This is a genomic window from Nocardioides sp. LHG3406-4, from assembly GCF_049897745.1.
GTDB lineage: Bacteria > Actinomycetota > Actinomycetes > Propionibacteriales > Nocardioidaceae > Nocardioides.
Genome location: NZ_JAFCWV010000005.1, coordinates 194,874 through 211,915, shown reverse-complemented (window position 1 = coordinate 211,915; position 17,042 = coordinate 194,874). Strand labels below are relative to the sequence as shown.

General features: G+C 68.8%; 16 protein-coding genes and 4 tRNA genes. 7 read left to right on the top strand and 13 right to left on the bottom strand.

The features are described from left to right. Positions 1–92: 92 nt before the first annotated feature. The 3 genes from ACP7BP_RS17890 to ACP7BP_RS17880 form a co-directional block, all read right to left on the bottom strand. Positions 93–164, bottom strand: a tRNA-Val gene (locus ACP7BP_RS17890). A 19-nt stretch (positions 165–183) separates the two neighbouring features. Beyond that, a tRNA-Cys gene (locus tag ACP7BP_RS17885) sits at positions 184–254 on the bottom strand. 45 nt (positions 255–299) lie between these two features. Then, positions 300–372: transfer RNA gene (locus ACP7BP_RS17880), tRNA-Gly, on the bottom strand. A gap of 123 nt (positions 373–495) precedes the next feature. On the opposite strand from ACP7BP_RS17880, the gene ACP7BP_RS17875 reads away from it, so the two are divergent. After that, entirely contained in the window at positions 496–1,317 is an 822-nt protein-coding gene (locus tag ACP7BP_RS17875; protein ID WP_426246544.1) for an aminotransferase class IV, read from the top strand. A gap of 54 nt (positions 1,318–1,371) precedes the next feature. On the opposite strand, the gene ACP7BP_RS17870 is transcribed toward ACP7BP_RS17875, so the two are convergent. Continuing rightward, positions 1,372–1,806, bottom strand: coding sequence for an SsgA family sporulation/cell division regulator (locus tag ACP7BP_RS17870; RefSeq protein ID WP_426246543.1), 435 nt, complete (start codon positions 1,804–1,806; stop codon positions 1,372–1,374). 171 nt (positions 1,807–1,977) lie between these two features. Between ACP7BP_RS17870 and ACP7BP_RS17865 the strand changes: the two genes are divergently transcribed. Further along, positions 1,978–2,049: transfer RNA gene (locus ACP7BP_RS17865), tRNA-Val, on the top strand. A gap of 1,063 nt (positions 2,050–3,112) precedes the next feature. Further along, positions 3,113–3,544, top strand: a complete 432-nt coding sequence (locus ACP7BP_RS17860) for a BLUF domain-containing protein (protein WP_426246542.1) — start codon at positions 3,113–3,115, stop codon at positions 3,542–3,544. Between the two features lie 9 nt (positions 3,545–3,553). On the opposite strand, the gene ACP7BP_RS17855 is transcribed toward ACP7BP_RS17860, so the two are convergent. From ACP7BP_RS17855 to ACP7BP_RS17825, 7 genes are read right to left on the bottom strand one after another with little or no spacing between them, the layout of a single operon-like run. Continuing rightward, a complete protein-coding gene (locus ACP7BP_RS17855; protein ID WP_426246540.1) occupies positions 3,554–3,967 on the bottom strand; it encodes a MaoC/PaaZ C-terminal domain-containing protein in 414 nt (137 codons plus the stop codon). Positions 3,968–3,976: 9 nt separating this feature from the next. After that, complete coding sequence (locus ACP7BP_RS17850; protein ID WP_426246538.1) at positions 3,977–4,465, bottom strand: FAS1-like dehydratase domain-containing protein; 489 nt, start codon at positions 4,463–4,465, stop codon at positions 3,977–3,979. A 10-nt stretch (positions 4,466–4,475) separates the two neighbouring features. After that, the gene (locus ACP7BP_RS17845; RefSeq protein WP_426246536.1) at positions 4,476–5,921 is read right to left on the bottom strand and encodes an MFS transporter; all 1,446 of its coding nucleotides are present in this window, start codon (positions 5,919–5,921) and stop codon (positions 4,476–4,478) included. Continuing rightward, positions 5,921–7,633, bottom strand: a complete 1,713-nt coding sequence (locus ACP7BP_RS17840) for a class I adenylate-forming enzyme family protein (protein WP_426246534.1) — start codon at positions 7,631–7,633, stop codon at positions 5,921–5,923. Before ACP7BP_RS17840 ends, ACP7BP_RS17845 begins: the two co-directional genes overlap by 1 nt. A gap of 53 nt (positions 7,634–7,686) precedes the next feature. Continuing rightward, a complete protein-coding gene (locus tag ACP7BP_RS17835) occupies positions 7,687–8,004 on the bottom strand; it encodes a hypothetical protein (protein ID WP_426246532.1) in 318 nt (105 codons plus the stop codon). A gap of 14 nt (positions 8,005–8,018) precedes the next feature. Then, positions 8,019–9,206, bottom strand: a complete 1,188-nt coding sequence (locus ACP7BP_RS17830; RefSeq protein WP_426246530.1) for an amidohydrolase family protein — start codon at positions 9,204–9,206, stop codon at positions 8,019–8,021. A gap of 29 nt (positions 9,207–9,235) precedes the next feature. Then, positions 9,236–10,060, bottom strand: coding sequence for a VOC family protein (locus tag ACP7BP_RS17825; protein ID WP_426246528.1), 825 nt, complete (start codon positions 10,058–10,060; stop codon positions 9,236–9,238). Between the two features lie 157 nt (positions 10,061–10,217). Between ACP7BP_RS17825 and ACP7BP_RS17820 the strand changes: the two genes are divergently transcribed. From ACP7BP_RS17820 to ACP7BP_RS17810, 3 genes are read left to right on the top strand one after another with little or no spacing between them, the layout of a single operon-like run. Further along, a complete protein-coding gene (locus ACP7BP_RS17820; RefSeq protein ID WP_426246526.1) occupies positions 10,218–11,081 on the top strand; it encodes an amidohydrolase family protein in 864 nt (287 codons plus the stop codon). 9 nt (positions 11,082–11,090) lie between these two features. Continuing rightward, a complete protein-coding gene (locus tag ACP7BP_RS17815; protein ID WP_426246524.1) occupies positions 11,091–13,265 on the top strand; it encodes an acyl-CoA dehydrogenase family protein in 2,175 nt (724 codons plus the stop codon). A 27-nt stretch (positions 13,266–13,292) separates the two neighbouring features. After that, positions 13,293–13,841 (top strand): DoxX family protein, encoded by a 549-nt coding sequence (locus ACP7BP_RS17810; RefSeq protein WP_426246522.1) that lies wholly within the window; start codon positions 13,293–13,295, stop codon positions 13,839–13,841. Here the strand turns inward: ACP7BP_RS17810 and ACP7BP_RS17805 are convergent. Together ACP7BP_RS17805 and ACP7BP_RS17800 are read right to left on the bottom strand one after the other, a co-directional pair. Continuing rightward, positions 13,810–14,229 carry a Zn-ribbon domain-containing OB-fold protein gene (locus tag ACP7BP_RS17805; protein ID WP_426246521.1) on the bottom strand — a complete coding sequence of 140 codons (420 nt, stop codon included), beginning with the start codon at positions 14,227–14,229 and terminating at the stop codon, positions 13,810–13,812. The genes ACP7BP_RS17810 and ACP7BP_RS17805 overlap by 32 nt on opposite strands. A gap of 25 nt (positions 14,230–14,254) precedes the next feature. Next, a complete protein-coding gene (locus ACP7BP_RS17800; protein ID WP_426246519.1) occupies positions 14,255–15,463 on the bottom strand; it encodes a thiolase family protein in 1,209 nt (402 codons plus the stop codon). A 187-nt stretch (positions 15,464–15,650) separates the two neighbouring features. On the opposite strand from ACP7BP_RS17800, the gene ACP7BP_RS17795 reads away from it, so the two are divergent. Next, on the top strand, positions 15,651–17,042 hold the full coding sequence (locus ACP7BP_RS17795; RefSeq protein WP_426246518.1) for an ABC transporter substrate-binding protein: 1,392 nt from the start codon (positions 15,651–15,653) through the stop codon (positions 17,040–17,042).

Genomic DNA, 17,042 nt, shown 5'->3' with positions numbered 1-17,042 from the left:
GGAGCGGCCAGAACTGGCCGCTCCTTGTTCCTCGTATGTTCCTCGCGTCAGTTTCGATTTCAGAAAACCGCCTCTGACCTGCGGTTATAGTGTGGGCGATACTGGGATTGAACCAGTGACCTCTTCCGTGTCAGGGAAGCGCGCTACCGCTGCGCCAATCGCCCAGGTCTTACAGTTTCATCGAGGTGGGTACGGGATTTGAACCCGTGTACACGGATTTGCAGTCCGTTGCCTCGCCTCTCGGCCAACCCACCGTGCAAGCCCTCCAAGGAAGGCCACCTGCGGGAGAGACCTCTCCGAGCGGACAACGAGACTCGAACTCGCGACCTCAACCTTGGCAAGGTTGCGCTCTACCAACTGAGCTATGTCCGCCTGCGCTTCCCGACCGGTTTCCCGGCCGTTGGTGCGAGCAGAACAGTAGCCGATGGCCAACCGGGCACCAAAATCACCCCTATGCGGGCGTGTTCGACCAGTGTCGTTCCCTAAGGTGGCTTCATGCGGGCTTGGGTCAACGGGAAGTTGCTGGCCGATGCGAGCGCTCCGGCGGTCGCCGTCACCGATCACGGGCTCACCGTGGGCGACGGTGTGTTCGAGGCGATCAAGGTGCTCGACGGGCAGCCGTTCGCCCTCACGAGGCACCTCCGGCGCCTCCAGCGGTCCGCCGCCGGTCTGGGGCTCCCGGAGCCCGACCTGGACGCCGTACGCCGCGGCGTCGCCGAAGTCCTCGACGGGCAGGACCTGCCGCTGGGCCGGATCCGCATCACCTACACCGGCGGGCCCGCGCCCCTGGGCAGCGGCCGTGGGGACGCACCGCCGACCGTCGCGATCGTCGCCGCCCCGATGAAGGAGTGGCCGGCCACGACGGCGGTGGCCACCGTGCCCTGGCCGCGCAACGAGCGAGGGGCCCTGGCGGGCCTCAAGACGACGTCGTACGGCGAGAACGTCGTCGCGCTCGCGCACGCGGCCGAGCAGGGGGCTACCGAGGCCATCTTCGGCAACCTGGCCGGACACCTGTGCGAGGGCACGGGCTCCAACGTCTTCTACGTCGTCGACGGCGAGCTCCGCACGCCGACCCTCGAGAGCGGCTGCCTGGCCGGGGTGACGCGCCAGCTCGTCCTCGAGTGGTACGGCGGCCGCGAGGTCGACGAGCCGATGGACGTGATCGACCGGGCGAGCGAGGTGTTCCTCGTGTCGACGACCCGCGACGTGCAGGGAGTGCACCGCTGGGACGACAGGGACCTCGAGGCTCCCGGTCCGGTCACCCGCGAGGCGCGCGAGGTGTGGCTCCGCAAGGAGCGCGAGGACGTCGATCCCTGACCAGGGGCGGTGAGCGCGTCTCCGGACCCCATGACGGGAGACGCGCCCACCGACTCAGCGGGCCAGAAGTCTGTTGATCGCGTCGTCGAGGTCCAGGTGCTGGCTCTCGGTGCCGGGCGGCACGAGCGTGAGCGACCGGGTGACGAAGCGGTGTACGTCGTGGGTGCGGGCCTGGGTGGTCAGCCGCCCGTCGGGGGAGCTGAGCTCGATGTTGACGAGCGCGCGGCCGTCGTCACCGATGCCGGGAGCGATGCGGACGTCGCCCTCGCCGGCCGGGCCGGTGAGGCCGTGGCTGAGCAGGTCGCGGCTGAACGTCCAGGGCAGGTCGCCCGCGCGGGTCAGGAACCTGATCGTGACGGCGTACGGATCGGACTGCTCATAGGAGAAGACGGTGTCGAGTGCCTGCGCGCGTCCACGCGAGTCGACGCACTCCATAGTGATGTCCTGCTCGACGGCTCCCGTCGCGCGTCGCTCGAAGAGATGTCCCACGGCCGTTCCCCTTGTTCGAAGTCCCCCTGACGAAGGCGAGACGCCGTCAACATCGGTCCATGACGCGGCTTTCTGAAGACTTCTTGCGGAGATCCCCGCATTGCGTGGCTGGAACCGCCCGGGATGTGAGTTCGCGGCGGGCATGGGCTAAGGTTTTGCACCGCACAGTAGGGGCGATTGGCGCAGTGGTAGCGCGCTTCGTTCACACCGAAGAGGTCACTGGTTCGAACCCAGTATCGCCCACCGAGTTTCCGCAGGTCAGCGGCACAAAACGACCCCCGCCCCGTTCATCGGTGCGGGGGTCGCTTCGTTCTCTGACACAGTCTTGACACACGTCGACAATCGGCACGGTCCTGGTCGTCCCAGCAGAACTGGTGTCGATCCCGTTGCGCATCGGTGGTTGAAAGTAGGCTTACTCGCCTGATGCCCCGAGTTCACAAGCAAACACGTCAGGTGCTCCTGAACCCCGAAGACGACCTTTGGGCAATGTTCACGAGCGCCGAAGCTGTCTTCCGTTCTCGCTTCACCAGCGAGTCGGGAGTTCGCACTACCTGGGACGTAGATGTGCATGACGAGGGTGGTACGTCCACAGAGGACACCGTCGCGTTGGCTCGACAGGCCGCAGGCGCTTCCCGCTACGAGCTCGAGTCCGTGTGGATGTCGGCCCGCAGTCAGACCACCAAGGGGGCGCGTATTCGCTCGGTGTCTGTTTGGGCCACCTACCTCGACAAAGCGGACACTGGCATATGGCATCCGAACATCGTCATCTCTGTGGAGTCCGAGGATGAGTCAGAATCGATTGGGTTAGCAGAGTTGCTGTTAGCCGAGATCACTCACGCTCAGTCGAATCCAAGTGTTGCGCACGCCTCAGCCGTGGAGGCCGCGTTGCCCGCGCCTGTGGCGCCCACGCCAGCCGCGTCGTCGGTAGAAGTCAACTCGGCGCCTTGGTGGAATCACCCGTGGACGGTCGCTACCGGATCGGCTTTGTTCGTGGGTGTCGTGATCCTTATCCTGACCATCTGGTTGACCTAAATCTCACGCGCACTCGTAGCTGAATGCCACTGACCACACGTCACGCGACTGGCACGTACGCGGGATCGGGTCTGCTGCACGGACAGGTGAAGTGTGATCTGCTGGGTTGACCGCGAAGTAGCACGGCGCGTTACGACTGTCTCGCCGCCGCTGCGCCGCTGAAATCGGCGCAGTTCCTCCGACTGCACACATTGCAGGCCGCGGCTAGGCATGATGGGTGGGGTGGACGGCTGCCGACTGGCGTCGTACCGCATCGGATCCCTTGGAGGATGCCTTGCTCACGATCACCTACTTCAGCTCCGCGGCCGTGGCCTTCGATGACCAGGCGTTGCGTGAGCTGCTCTCCAAGAGCCGTGCTCGGAACACAGACGACAGCATCACGGGCATGCTCATCTTCCACCGCGGCAACTTCGCCCAGGTGCTCGAGGGCGACGAACACGCGGTCCGCGCAACCTTCGACAGGATCTGCGCGGACGACCGTCATCACAGTGTCGTCGTCGAGCTCGAGGACACGGTCGACGACCGGACCTTCCCGGACTGGTCGATGGGCTTCCGTGATCTCGCTGACGGGACCGCCGAGGAGATCGAGGGCTTCTCGACCTTCTTCCGCGACGTGCAGGCCGGCAAGGACGTCCCCGGACGCATGCCGCCACACCACATGCTCAGGGCCTTCAGCAGGCCCGAGACGTATCGTCCTGGCGCGTAGCAGCTGCCGTCAGGCCGTCGGGAGCCACACCTCCGCGGTGCCCGGGGCCAGCACCGTCCCGTCCTGGTCCTCGGTCCACACCCGGAGCGCGACGGCGGTGCCACCGTCGCTCGCGGAGACGGACTCGACCACGCCGCGGGCGGTGACCACCTGTCCCTGCATGTTGGGGTTGCGGAACTGGCAGGCGATCCTGCGAATCCTGCCCTCGCCGTCGAGCCAGTCTCGAAGCATGCTGTGGAGGTAGGCCCACTGCAGGTTCCCCATCCCGAACGCCCCGGGGTAGCCGGCCGCGCGCCCGGCGGCGTCGTCCATGTGGATCGGGACGAACTCGTCGTTGACTGCGGCGTAGCGGTTCCAGTTCTCGAAGCCGGTACGCCGTACGAAGCGGGGCAGCTCGTCGCCGGCCTTCACGTCGTGGAGCATGCGGTCCTCCTAGTAGCGGATCGTGGTGGAGCGGAGCGTCCTGACGTGCTCGCCGGCCTGGTTGGTCCAGACGTCCTCGGTGTAGGTGAAGAGCATGCTGCCGAGCTTTCCGGACCGTTCGGAGTACGCCGCGAGGCGGTTGACCGACGTGATCACGTCCCCGCAGCGGATCGGGGTCCCGTAGGCGACTTCCATCCCGCCGTTGAGGATGTTGGCGAGGCTGGGGCCAGGGATGCCGAGCGCGCCCTCGACGCCGTCGGTGAGGCTGCCGGAGCGGGAGTGCGAGGAGGAGGCGACGGACCACGCGAACGGGTTGAACTCCTCCGGGGCGACCAGGTCCTCCTCCGTGGCGAGGAAGCGGGCTGGGGGCGGCTCGGGCCAGTAGACGGCGATGGCCCAGCGCCGGATGTCGGAGTTGGAGACCGGATGGCTGACCTGCCGGCCGAGCTCGGTGCCGACCGCGCCGAGCATCTCGTCGGTGATGAGGGTGGTGGTCACGCTCGTCCTCTCAGGTTGATGTCTTGGCGGGTGCCGCGTCGATCGCCAAGACGGCGGCCACCGCCACCAGCGAGGTGATCGCGCCCAGCACGAAGAACAGGGTGTACGCCGCCCCTGTGGGCAGGTCGGTTACGGCCGAGCCGACCGTCAGCGCACCGAAGACCGCGCTGCACAGGCTCGTGCCGAGCAGCCGGGCGAGGGCGTTGAGTCCGGTCGCCGCGGCCTGCTGGCCCGCCGGTGTGGCCGCCAGGATCAGCGACGGCATCGCCGCATAGGCGATCGCGGTGCCGCACGCGATCACGACGGCGCAGCCGACGACCTCCCACAGTCTCTCGTCGAGGAAGACGCGCAGGCAGAAGCCGAGGCTGAGGATCAGCGTGCCGGCCAGCATGGCCTCCCGGGCGCCCCGGGAGCCGATGATCCGAGCCGCGACCGGTGACAGCAGCGCCATCACCAGGCCGCCGGGCAGCTGGTAGAGCCCTGCCTCGAGCACCGACATCCCGAAGCCGTAGCCGGTCGAGCGGGGCGCCTGCAGGACTGCCGTCGTGCCGAGGAAGCTGACGAAGAGGCCGAAGCCGACCAGGACGGAGGCTGCATTGGTCAGCGCGACGGACCGGCTCCTGGCGAGCCGGACGTCGACCATCGGGAAGCGCCGGCGCAGCTCGAACCACACGAAGACGACGGCCCCCAGCACCCCGACGCCGAGAAGGCCGAGCGTCTCCGGCGCCGTCCAGCCCCACTGGGTGCCGCGGCTCAGCGGCACGAGCAGGCAGGTGACGCTGACCAGCAGCAGCACCCCGCCGGCGATGTCGACGGGTGACCGGGCGCCGGCCGCACGGACCTCCGGCACGAGAAGCCGGGTGGCGACCATGGTCGGCAGGCCGATCGCGGCGGCGACCCAGAAGAGGCCGTGGAATCCCCACGCCTGCGCGATGACGCCGGCGAGGGGGAGGCCGATCGCGCCGCCGATGCCCAGCATGGCGCTGACCAGCGCGATGCCCGCGGTCCGTGCCTCGGGAGGCAGCAACCGCGCGATGAGGCTGATCGACAGCGGGATCGCCGCCGTCGAGACCCCTTGCAGACCGCGACCGACGATGAGCACCGCGATGTTCGAGGTGAGGGCGCAGATGAGCGACCCGATGACGAACATGGCCTGAGCGGTGAGGATCATCCGGCGTACGCCGAACTGGTCGCCCAGCCGGCCGAGCACCGGGTTGCAGGCGGCCGCCACCACCACGGTGACGGTCACCAGCCAGCTGGCCGTGCTGGCGTTGACCTGCAATGTCGCAGGCAGGGTCGGGAGGACCGGAACCACCAGCGTCTGCGTCAGCGACACGACCAGGCTCCCGGTGGCGAGCACCGGCGTGACCAGTCGTCCCCGGGTCGAGCGGGGGTGCTGCGCCGCCGCAGGTCGCAGGGCCGGGGCCCCGACCCGGGCCGAGGCGTCCGACGCCATCAGGAGCCGGCGTTCGCCCGCTGCTCGCGGGCCAGCTGGTGCTTCATCACCTTGCCGGTCTGCGTATAGGGGAGTGCGGCGCGGAACTCGACCTCCGCAGGCACCTTGAACCGCGCGAGCGCGGCGGCACACCACTCGACGATGTCCTGGGCCGAGACGTCGGAGCCCGCCCGGGGTACGACGAACGCCTTGGGCTCGTGCCCCAGCTCCGGGTGCTCGATGCCGATGACCGCCGCGTCCTCGATGTCGGGGTGCTCGACGAGCCGGTTCTCGATCTCGATCGGGTAGATGTTCTCCCCGCCGCGCAGGATCATGTCGCTGCGCCGGCTCTCGAGGAAGAGCAGCCCGTCCTGGATGCGGCCGAAGTCCCCGGTGCGGTACCACCGGTTCTCGTCGAGGGCGTCCGCGGTGGCGACGGGGTTGTCCCAGTAGCCGACGAAGACCGACGGCGTGCGGATGTGGATCTCACCGATGCTCCCCTCGGGGAGGATCGAGCCCATGGGATCGCGCACCTCGATCTGCGTCGTGGGCTGAGCCGCGCCGACCGACTCGGGGGTGTTCACGAACAGGTCCCCGCCGGTGAGCGTGCCGAGACCGACCGTCTCGCTCATGCCGAACCCGCAGCTCAGCCTGACGTCGGGGAGCTTGGCGTGCATCTCCCGAACCAGCTCCGGCGCGAAGACCGCGCCCCCGCCTCCGATGGTGCGCACCGAGGAGATGTCGTAGGACCCCAGGTCGGGATGGCGCAGCAGCCGCAGGAACTGGGTCGGCACTCCGGACCACATCGTCACCTGGTGCCGGCTGGTGAGGGCGAGCCAGGTCTCGGGTTCCCACGCGCCAGGGGGCGGGAAGACCAGCTTCGACGGGAAGGCGGCCGCTGTGATCAACGTGGCCACCATGCCCGACACGTGGAACATCGGGCTGGAGACGATGGTCGCCCCCTGCGGCCTGGGGGTTCCGGCGGGCGCCGGTGGGGCCGGCGTCACCGCCACAGCCATCGCCGCCCCGAGCCGGTTGACCATCGCGAAGTTGATGATGTTGCGGTGCGAGAGCGTCGCACCCTTGGGGCGCCCGGTCGTCCCGCTGGTGAACAGGATGACCGCCGGGGTGTCCTCCGTCATGTCCGGGGGCGCCGGGGCGCTCCCGCGGTACTCCATCGCCTCCGAGTGGAGGTCGTCGAGGAGCTTGACCGGTACGCCGTCCGGCACCGAGCCCGGCTCGAGCCGGGCGAGGCGGCGCTCGTCGCCGGCGACCAGGGCCGGCTTGCTGAGCTCGATGCCGTACTCGAGCTCGGGCGTGGTCCACCAGCCGTTGAGGCTGGAGACGATGGCCCCGGAGGTCACGATCGCCCAGATGAGGATCGCGTACTCGGCGGAGTTCGTGGCCACGATGGCGACCCTGTCGCCGACGCCGATGCCGTACCGCCGCTGCAGCAGGAGGGCCATCGCATCGATGTCCTGCAGGGCCTCCGCGTAGGTCCAGGCGCGGTCGGGCGAGATCAGGAGCGGGAGGTCCGCGGAGGCCGATGCCTGCTCATCGAGCATGCCTCGCAGGGTCCGGGGACGTTCCTTGAACACCAGGTGGTCGTGGCCGAGCACCTGCTCGGTGACCAGCTCGAACGGCGCGCCCGGCCCGAGCAGGGCCGTGCGGACGTCCTGGGGGAGCAGCTCGGCTCCCCGCCAGTCGAGGTGTGAGGGTGTGGGCTGGGACATGTCACGACATCCACTTCTATGCGTTGTGTCCGACTCGGCTCGTGTGGACGCCTTCATTGCTGGGGTGACTGGGCGGCTCCGGGGGTCCCGCCCAGCCAGACGTCCACCAGGGACGCCCACCGGTGGGAGATGGTGCGCTTGATCGCCGCGGCCTCCTCGTCAGAGAGGACGGCGGCACGCGCGGGGTCGACGTCGATCGCGGGGAGCAGGGGGATCAGGTCCTCCGGGGTGAGACCGATCGTCGCCAGGGCCTGGGCGTCCCGCTCCGTGTCGAGGAGCTCGGGAATGCCCGAGCGGGCGAGGAGGACCGCCAGGTCCTCCTCGCCCTCCTCGAGCAGCAGACCGCACAGGCTTGCCTTGGTGAGCAGCATGGTGTGGCTCTCCCTCAGGCGGGTCGACGAGTCGCGAGGAACGTGCCGTTGGTGCGCATGACCTTCTCGCACTCCTCGTCGGTGTAGTCGAAGTTCTTCAGATCCTTGATGTAGGAGGCGGGTTCGGCGAGGCCCTCGACGTGCGGGTAGTCGGACCCCATGAGGATGTGGTCCGGACCGAGCAGCCGGAGCAGGCTCGCCAGCTCGTCCTCGTAGAACGGCGAGACCCACAGGTGGCGCTTGAACGTCTCGCGAGGGTCCTCGGGGAACAGGTGCGGCACCTGACCGTAGGTCTTGTGGAGCTTCTCGAACAGGTGGAACACCCACGCGGAGCCCACCTCGATCGTGGCGATCCGAAGGTTGGGGAACCGGTGGAACAGGCCGTGGGCCAGGTGGTTGGCGATGGTGTCCTGCATCGGGTCCGCCGACACCAGGCTGCGGAAGGCGTTCGCCCGGAACGCCTCGGTGAACTCGCTCTCGCCCCAGGCGGAGAGGTACTTCGTGTACGGCGTCTCGCCGCTGTGGTACGAGACCGTGATGCCGGAGTCGTTGGCCAGCTGCCAGAAGGGGTCGAAGTACTCGTCGGCCGGAGCCTTCCAGCCGGTGGCCGTCATGACGGGACCGGGCGTCATCACGATGAACCTGGCGTCACGCTCGAGGGCCCACTCGAGCTCCTTCGCGGCACCGACCGGGTCCGAGAGGGTGATGTACGGCGCCGTGAAGATCCTGCCCTGGTAGGCGAAGCCCCAGTCGTCGTCCATCCAGCGGTTGAAGGCGCGCACGGCGGCCTGGAGCGCCGGCAGGTCGTGCACGAGGGCCTGCTCCATGCCGACTCCCAGCGTCGGGAGCATGAGGCAGCCCTCCATGCCCTGCTCGTCCATCAGCTTGATGCGGGCGTCGCGGTCCTGGTACTCCGGCCGGGTCGGCTCGAGCTCGCCGAAGAGCTGGCCGGGGTCGGCGTTCTTGGGGTTGCGGCCGCGGAAGTACTCGTCCATGACGCCGGGGGCGGCGACCGGGTCGAAGGTCGGGTTGGGGATGAACTTGTTGACCTTGCCGCCGACGAGGAGGCGGGTCTTGCCGTCGATCTGGGCCCACTGGATCGCGCGCTTGCGGAACTCGGGCTCCATGTGGCGCGTGAACGCGTCACGTGCCTCGTAGTAGTGGTTGTCGCAGTCGAAGAACTTGAAGGAGAGTGCGGTCATGGCGACAAACTAGAACTGAATTCCCGATCTTACAAGGGTCCTGGAGCATCCAATCTGTCGGTCGCCATCCAGACGGGCACCCGGGTGCGGGGGTCGTGGGGGAGTCGTCGCGCCGGCGCCGAGCCGCTGGAGAGCTGGTCGGGCGTCGTCTCCGACGGTTCGACCACCACGTGCGCGACGCCGAGGAGCGGGGCGTCCGCCCACAGGGCCGCGCCGCCCGGGGTGGCGGAGCCGCTGCGGACCAGGAGTCGTCGGCCGGGCCCCCAGCTCGCGAGCATCCAGTCGTCTCCGAACGCCTCGACCGTGCCGTCGAGGGTGTCCAGCAGGAGTGCTCGCGCGACGGCCATGTCGGAGGTGGTGAGGCCGACCCAGGCGATCGTCCGCTGTGGCCGCTGCTCCTCGGGGAACCCGGGCGGGCGCGGGGAGTCCCTGATCTGGGACCTGAGCAGCTCGTCGTCGACCTCGGCCAGCTGGATGAGCGTGCCGAGCGCGCTGGTCTTCGGGTGCAGGAAGGCCTCCTGCCAGAACGGGACGTCGGTCCGCCCGCCCAGCGGCTCGATCCCGAGCTCTGCGACCTCGTCGAGTGCTCGCTCGAGGGACGGCACCTTGAAGGTGATGTGGTGCGCGCCGGGACCGTCGCGATCGATGAACCGGTGCATGAAGCCCTGCTGGGAGCCGGGGGCGATGAACTCCAGCCGGAAGCCGTGCCGGTAGACGAGCTGGTACGGCGCGAACTCGCCGGCGTCGCCGCCGTGCGACCAGGCGCCGCCCAGCTCGGCGGCGTAGACGTCGAAGCCGTCGCTCCAGTCGACGACACCGATCGCCAGATGGTCGAGCATTCCCGCTGCTGACATGTCTCCTCCTTGGTGTGTGGAACGCAGTTCTATCAGGCCCGGAGCGCCGCTGAGGAGGGTCAGACCCCCTCCCATGCTTGACGAAACTGTAATCTGGTTTCATAGTCATGCGGGATGTCCGGGTGCTCGGACGTCCCCCATCTCAAGGAGGCACCGCATGCCCATGCCAGCCGGAATCCCCATCATCGACACGATGATCGGGTTCCCCCACGAGGGATTCGCCCAGTACGACTTCATCCGGAAGCAGACCCGCGACAAGGGCTCCGAGGAGATGGAGTTCCCGGCCGAGTACATGTTCAAGCAGGTGCCGAAGGACCTGCCGGACGGCGACCCGGTCGCGGTCACGCTCCGGGAGATGGACAAGTACGGCATCGAGCGGGGCCTCGTCGGCGTGTCGGACGAGACCTCGCGGCTCGCGCTGAAGAAGCACCCCGACAGGTTCATCCCGTCCAGCGACATCAGCGACCCCAACGACGTCACCGGCTCCGTGCGCCAGCTGCGCCGCGACTACGAGGAGTTCGGCATCAAGGCGACCGGGGTCTTCCCGGCCGGCACCTTCCCGCAGGTCGCCATCGACGCCCCGCAGATGTACCCCGTCTACCAGACCTGCGTCGACCTCGACATCCCGATCTTCTGCACCGCGGGCATCCCCGGACCCCGCCTGAAGTTCGCGGTCCAGGAGGTCTCCCGGATCGACACCGTCATGTACGACTTCCCAGACCTGGTCTTCGTCACCCGGCACGGCTGCGAGCCGTGGGAGAAGCTGGCGTGGAAGCTCATGCTCAAGTGGCCCAACCTCTACTACTCCACCTCGGCGTTCGCCCCCAAGCACTACCCCGAGGAGATCATCAACTACGCCAACACCCGGGGCGCCGACAAGATCATCTACGCCGGCTACTTCCCGATGGGGCTGAGCCTGGAGCGCATCTTCACCGACATGCCTCACGTGCCCTTCAAGGACGAGGTCTGGCCCAAGTTCCTCGGTGAGAACGCCCGCCGCGTGCTCAAGCTCGACGCCTAGGGGGTCGGGATGGGCATCGCACTGACGGAGGACCACCTCGCGCTTGCCGAAGCCGTCCGCGGCTTCTCCACCCGTGACGTCGACAGCCAGGGGACCCGCGACCAGTTCGACGCGCTGGCCGCGGGCGACCTGCCGACGGTCTGGAAGGCGGTCTGCTCCCAGGGATACCTCACCGTGCACCTCCCCGAGGAGGTCGGCGGCGGGGGCGGCGACGTACTGGACCTCGCTGTCGTCCTCGAGGAGATGGCCCGGGCCCTCGTCCCGGGACCCGTGCTCCCGACCTGCGTCGTCAGCGCGGCGGTCGCGCGGTACGGCGCACCCGCCCTCACCGACCGGGTGCTGCCGCGCTTCGTGGAAGGCATGCCGGCCGGACTGCTCTCCACTCCCGACGGCCTGACCGCAGTGCGGACCGATGACGGGTGGCTGGTGGACGGCGTCAGCGCACCGGCGCTCGGTGCGCTCAGTGGGCAGGTCCTGCTGCTGTGTGCCCGAGCCGCCGACGGCGACGTGTGGTTCCTCAGTGACAGCGACGCTGCCGAGTCGCTCAGTGTGAAGCCGGCGGAGGGCGTGGACCTGACCAGGGACATCGGTCGCGTCGTGCTCGGCGGGCACCACGTGACCGACGACCAGGTGCTGCTCGCTACGACGTCGCAGCTGCGCTCGCTGATGGCGGCGCTCTTCGCGGCCGAGGCGGCCGGCGTCGCGAGGTGGTGCCAGGAGTCCGGGCTGCAGTACGCGAAGGTGCGCGAGCAGTTCGGTCGGACCATCGGATCCTTCCAGTCCATCAAGCACAAGTGTGCCCGGCTGTTCAGCCAGGTGGAGCTGCTCTCAGCGGCTGCGTGGGACGCCGCTGTCGCGGCCGACCAGGACGACGCGCAGGCCGAATTCGCCGGCGCGGCCGCGGTGGCCGTGTGCCTGCCGAGCGCGGTCGACGTGGCCCTGGAGACGGTCACCCTCTTCGGCGGCATCGGCTACACCTGGGAGCACGACACCCATCTCTACTGGCGACGCGCCATCTCCCTGGACAGCCTGCTCGGGCCCTCGCACGGCTGGGAGGAACGGCTCGGCGAGATCGCCTCGCACCTCGTGCGGTCCCGGGTGGTCGACCTGGGCGAGGAGCCCGACGGGCTCCGCGCCGAGGTGTCGGCCGTGCTCGACCGGGTCCGTGCCGAGCCGGAGACTGAACGCCGTGGGCTGCTCGCCGCCGCCGGCCTGGTCGCCCCGCACTACCCGCCGCCGTATGGCCGCTCTGCGGACGCGGTCTCGCAGGTGATCATCAAGCAGGAGTTCGACCGGGTCGGCATCCCGCAACCGAGCACCGTGATCGGCGAATGGGCGCTGCCGACCATCCTCGCCCACGGCACCGACCTGCAGCGCGAGCGCTTCGTCGCTGCCACGCTGCGTGGCGAGATCGAGTGGTGCCAGCTGTTCAGCGAGCCAGGGGCAGGCTCAGACCTGGCCTCGCTGCGCAGCACGGCGGTCAGGACCGAGGGCGGCTGGCTGCTCAACGGCCAGAAGGTGTGGACCTCCGGTGCGGCGTCCGCCGACTGGGCGATCTGCCTCGCGCGCACCGAGCCCGACGCCCCCAAGCACCGTGGTCTCGGCTACTTCCTGGTCGACATGCACTCCCCAGGACTGGAGGTGCGGCCTCTGCGCGAGGCGAACGGCGGCTACCTCTTCAACGAGGTCTTCTTCGACGACGTCTTCATCCCCGACGAGATGCAGGTCGGGGAGTCGGGCGAAGGCTGGCGCCTGGCGCGCACCACCCTCGGCAACGAGCGGGTGAGCATCGGCTCGGGCTCGTCGGGGTTCCGCGACAACCCGGCCGAGCTGGCGCGAGGGGTCGAGGCGGACGGAGGCGCGGTGTGCCGTGACGTGGGGCGGCTGACGGCCGAGGCCAACGCCTACGAGGCGCTGACCGCCCGAGTTCTCCTGCGGCAGCTGAACGGCTTGCAGCCAGGAGCGGAGTCCAGCGTGCTCAAGCTCGTCTCGTCGTGGGTGGCGGTCGACGTACGGCGGTCCGCGCTGTCGTGGGCCGGTGCGGAAGGAGCCGTGCTGACGGGCGCGGACGGCGGAGCGGCCCAGGCCTACCTGTCGGTTCCCCCCGGCCTCATCGGCGGCGGGACGTCGGAGATCCAGCTGAACGTCATCGCCGAGCACGTGCTCGGTCTTCCTCGCGACTAGCCACAGACCTACAGAAAGGATCACGTCATGGACGGCGACCCCGGTCAGTGGGCCGACTTCCTGCTGCTCCTGTTCCGCCTCACCATCGCCGGGGTGTTCATCGCGCACGGATGGAACCACGTCTTCGGCGGTGGCAGGATCGACGGCACCGCTCGATGGTTCGAGTCGATGGGGATGCGCCCCGGCCGGCTGCACGCCTGGCTGGCCAGCATCACCGAGCTGGGCGCCGGCGCCATGCTCGCGGTCGGCCTGCTCACACCACTGGCGGCCGCGGCGCTGCTGGGGACGATGGTCGTCGCATTGATCACCAACCATCTGAGGAACGGGTTCTTCGTCTTCAGGCCCGGGGAGGGCTACGAGTACGTCCTGGTGCTGTCGATGTGCAGCGTGGTGATCGGCGGGTTCGGCGCGGGCAGCCTCTCGCTCGACCACGTGCTCGGCATCCTGGCCGGCGGCTGGTGGCAGATCCTGGGCACCGTGGCGCTGGGAGGTGGCGGGGGAGTGCTGCTGCTGGCCGTGTTCTGGCGGCCGGGCCGCACGGACGTCAGCGCTGCGGCCGGTAGCGCAGCATCGTGACGCCGTCCTCGGGGTAGTCGCAGAACACCGGCTCCACCCTCATCCCGATCTCGAGCTCGTGGACGGTCGTGTCCACGAGCTCGGTCGTGCATCGGGGGCCCTCGTCCCACTGCACCACGGCGAGCAACTGGGGGACGTCGTCGGCGAAGTGCGGTGAGACCGGCCGCTCCGCCACGGTGTAGGTGTAGAGACGTCCGAGACCCGAGATCTCGCGCCACTCCAGGTCGTCGGCCAGGGTGCCCGGCGAGACCACGCGCGGGTAGAAGACGTACTCCTCGAGTGAGGGGGAGTACTGGATGCGCACGCGGTGCTCCGCGAGGGCGTCCCAGTACGGCCGGCTGGTGGGCGTCGGCACCGGCATCGGCTTCGGGGGGCGTCCTGTCGTCATTGATCGTTCTCCTTCTCGAAGGTCGTCAGTCGCCCTGCAGGACGAGCGCGCCCTGCTCGCTCATGATGCCGCCGTTGCCCGAGACGAAGGCGATGTCGCAGTCGGCCACCTGGGCCTCGCCGGCGCGTCCGGTCAGCTGTCGGGTCGCGTCGCACACGTGGTGCATGCCGCCGGCGGACCCGGCCTGACCGAACGACAGCTGACCCCCGGCGGTGTTCATCGGGAAGTCCCCGCGAAAGGTCAGGTCGTGGTCCCGCACGAACTGCATGCCCTTGCCCTTCTCACAGAAGCCGGCATCCTCGAGGCTCATCAGGACCGTGATCGTGTAGCAGTCGTAGAGGGAGACCATGTCGACGTCGTCCGGGGCCAGGCCGGCCATCGCGAACGCCTGCGCGGCGGCGTGCTTGATGGGGGAGACGAGCAGGTCGTCGGCGTACGTCGGAGTCTTGTAGGGGACCCGCTCCCCGAAGCCCTTGATCCACACCGGTCGGTTGCGGGACCTCCGGGCCAGGTCGGCGTTCGTCACCAGCACGGCCGCGCCGCCCTGGCAGGGCATCACGATCTCCAGCCTGTGCAGGGGGTCGGCGATCAGCGGACTGGCCAGGACGTCCTCGACCGTGATCGGCTGACCGTGGAAGACCGCGTCCGGCATCGCGCAGGCGTTGGTGCGCTGGTCGACCGCGATCTTGGCCATGGCCCTGTCGTCGTAGCCGTAGACCTCGCCGTAGCGCCGGGCGATCTGCGCGTACGGCGCGTTCTGACCGAGATTGCCGAAGGGCACGTCGAACTCCGCCTGCGGCGAACCGTAGAGGTTGCTGGAGGCACCGAACCAGGAGCGTTCCTCGAGCCCCGGCACGGGTTTTCGGGGTGACGTCGGCACGTCCCAGCTGCCGGGGATCACGCACAGGACCGCCTGACAGATGCCGAGCTCCACGGCAGCAGCCGCCCGCCACACCATGCCCACGGCATTGGCGCCACCGAGGTCGACGATCTCGGCGAAGTTGGCGGGGATGCCCAGGTACTCGGCGATCGTCGAGGGCACGAACGTGCTGGACTCGCCGAGATGGCCGGTGACCAGCCCGTCGACCACCCTGCCGTCGAGACCGGCGTCGGCGACCACCGCCCCGGCGAGCCGGGCGTACTGCTCGATCGTGAACTCGGAGCCCCCAACAGGTCTCCGCCGTGGGGGGAGCTCGAACATCCCCGCGATCGCTGCCACGCCCATCAGGCCCATGACGTCTCGCCTCCTCGCTACCCAGAGGCTTCATCTTATACTAGAATCTAGTTCTTTCACGAGGCTCCAAGGCGCCCTGCCAGGGTTCATCCGGCGTCCTAGCCGAACTGGGGCTAGACAGAGGATAAGAATCCTGTTTCACTTCCCAACGACGTGTGACCACCGTCACTTCAGAGGGAGACAGAGTATGCGTGCTGGGTCCAGGTTTTCAGCAGTCGTCGTCGCGACGGCGTTGTTGCTCGCTGGCTGCGGAGGCGCTGAGCGGAACGACTCCGACGGAGGCCTCGGCAATGACGGGTCCGCCGGCGGTGAGCCCGCCGCGGCGAGCGCCTGCGAGGGCGAGACGGTCGAGGCGACCGAGATCGGAGTCACCGAGGACACCCTCACGGTGACCATCGGCGCCGACACGGGGTCGCAGGCCATCCCGGGCATGGCGAACGGCTCCGTCGAGGCCGTCCAGGCCTGGGCCGACCTGGTCAACGCCGAGGGAGGCCTGGCGTGCAGGCAGGTCGAGGTGAGGACCTACGACACGAAGATCGACCCGACGGAGTCGCGCAACGCCATGCTCGACGCCTGTCAGAACAGCGTCGCGATGGTCGGCAGCTTCATGCTCGCCGTGGCCGACGCGACCGCGGTGGCCGACTGCGTCGACAAGAACGGTGCGAAGACGGGTCTGCCCGACATCCCGGCCGCCATCCTCAATCCCGTGCACGGCTGCAACGCCACCACCTTCCGTGCCGGGCCAGGGAGCGGAGACGCCTGCCCCCCGAAGCAGGGCGAGCGTGAGATCACCCAGGGCCTCGCGTTCGGCGAGGCGCTCGAGTCCCTCGTCGGCAAGGGCGCGAGCGGCGGGTACATGGTCGCCAACACCTCACCGGTCACCATCGGCTCGATCCTCCCGTTGTGGCGCACCCTGCAGACCGTCCAAGGCTTCACCTCGGACGGCGAGATCGGGTCGAAGGGCACCGACACCCAGAGCCACTACACGCCCCTCATCCAGGACATGAAGGAGGCAGGCTCCACGTTCGCCATCACCTCCGCCACGTTCCCCAGCATGATCGTCGCGCTGAAGGAGGCCCAGGCGCAGGGTCTCGAGGGCGTCCAGTGGGTCTGCCAGACGACCTGCTACGACCCGGCGTTCCCGAAGGCCGCCGGCCCCGCAGCGACGGGCGTGGTCGCGATGCTGAACGGCCTGCCCTACGAGGAGGCGTCCACGAACGAGGAGCTGCAGACGTTCACGGAGAAGGTCAAGACCCACAACACCTTCTCGCAGCCGTCCTGGGTCGCAGCCCGGCTGTTCCAGAAGGCGGTGGAGGACGTCGTTGCCTCGGGAGGGCCCAACGCGGTCACCCGCGAGTCGATCATCGCGGCGTTGAAGGCGATCACGGAGTTCGACAACGACGGCATGGTGGCTCCCTTCAACCCCAACGACGCGGCGACCCCCGCCACGTGCGTGGTCGCGGTCCAGCTCCAGGAGGACGGCTCGTGGAAGCGCGCCTTCCCCGAGGAGCCCGGAACGTTCCACTGCTCCGACACGACCACGATCACGGTCGACCCTGTCGCTGACTTCAAGGGCTGA

What these genes read in the sequence shown, in the direction of transcription:
- ACP7BP_RS17875 (WP_426246544.1), top strand. Translation starts at nt 496, where the DNA reads ATGCGGGCTTGGGTCAACGGGAAGTTGCTGGCCGATGCGAGCGCTCCG.
- ACP7BP_RS17855 (WP_426246540.1), bottom strand. Translation starts at nt 3,967, where the DNA reads ATGCTCCACGACGTGAAGGCCGGCGACGAGCTGCCCCGCTTCGTACGG.
- ACP7BP_RS17845 (WP_426246536.1), bottom strand. Translation starts at nt 5,921, where the DNA reads ATGGCGTCGGACGCCTCGGCCCGGGTCGGGGCCCCGGCCCTGCGACCT.
- ACP7BP_RS17840 (WP_426246534.1), bottom strand. Translation starts at nt 7,633, where the DNA reads ATGTCCCAGCCCACACCCTCACACCTCGACTGGCGGGGAGCCGAGCTG.
- ACP7BP_RS17835 (WP_426246532.1), bottom strand. Translation starts at nt 8,004, where the DNA reads ATGCTGCTCACCAAGGCAAGCCTGTGCGGTCTGCTGCTCGAGGAGGGC.
- ACP7BP_RS17830 (WP_426246530.1), bottom strand. Translation starts at nt 9,206, where the DNA reads ATGACCGCACTCTCCTTCAAGTTCTTCGACTGCGACAACCACTACTAC.
- ACP7BP_RS17825 (WP_426246528.1), bottom strand. Translation starts at nt 10,060, where the DNA reads ATGTCAGCAGCGGGAATGCTCGACCATCTGGCGATCGGTGTCGTCGAC.
- ACP7BP_RS17820 (WP_426246526.1), top strand. Translation starts at nt 10,218, where the DNA reads ATGCCCATGCCAGCCGGAATCCCCATCATCGACACGATGATCGGGTTC.
- ACP7BP_RS17815 (WP_426246524.1), top strand. Translation starts at nt 11,091, where the DNA reads ATGGGCATCGCACTGACGGAGGACCACCTCGCGCTTGCCGAAGCCGTC.
- ACP7BP_RS17810 (WP_426246522.1), top strand. Translation starts at nt 13,293, where the DNA reads ATGGACGGCGACCCCGGTCAGTGGGCCGACTTCCTGCTGCTCCTGTTC.
- ACP7BP_RS17805 (WP_426246521.1), bottom strand. Translation starts at nt 14,229, where the DNA reads ATGACGACAGGACGCCCCCCGAAGCCGATGCCGGTGCCGACGCCCACC.
- ACP7BP_RS17800 (WP_426246519.1), bottom strand. Translation starts at nt 15,463, where the DNA reads ATGGGCCTGATGGGCGTGGCAGCGATCGCGGGGATGTTCGAGCTCCCC.
- ACP7BP_RS17795 (WP_426246518.1), top strand. Translation starts at nt 15,651, where the DNA reads ATGCGTGCTGGGTCCAGGTTTTCAGCAGTCGTCGTCGCGACGGCGTTG.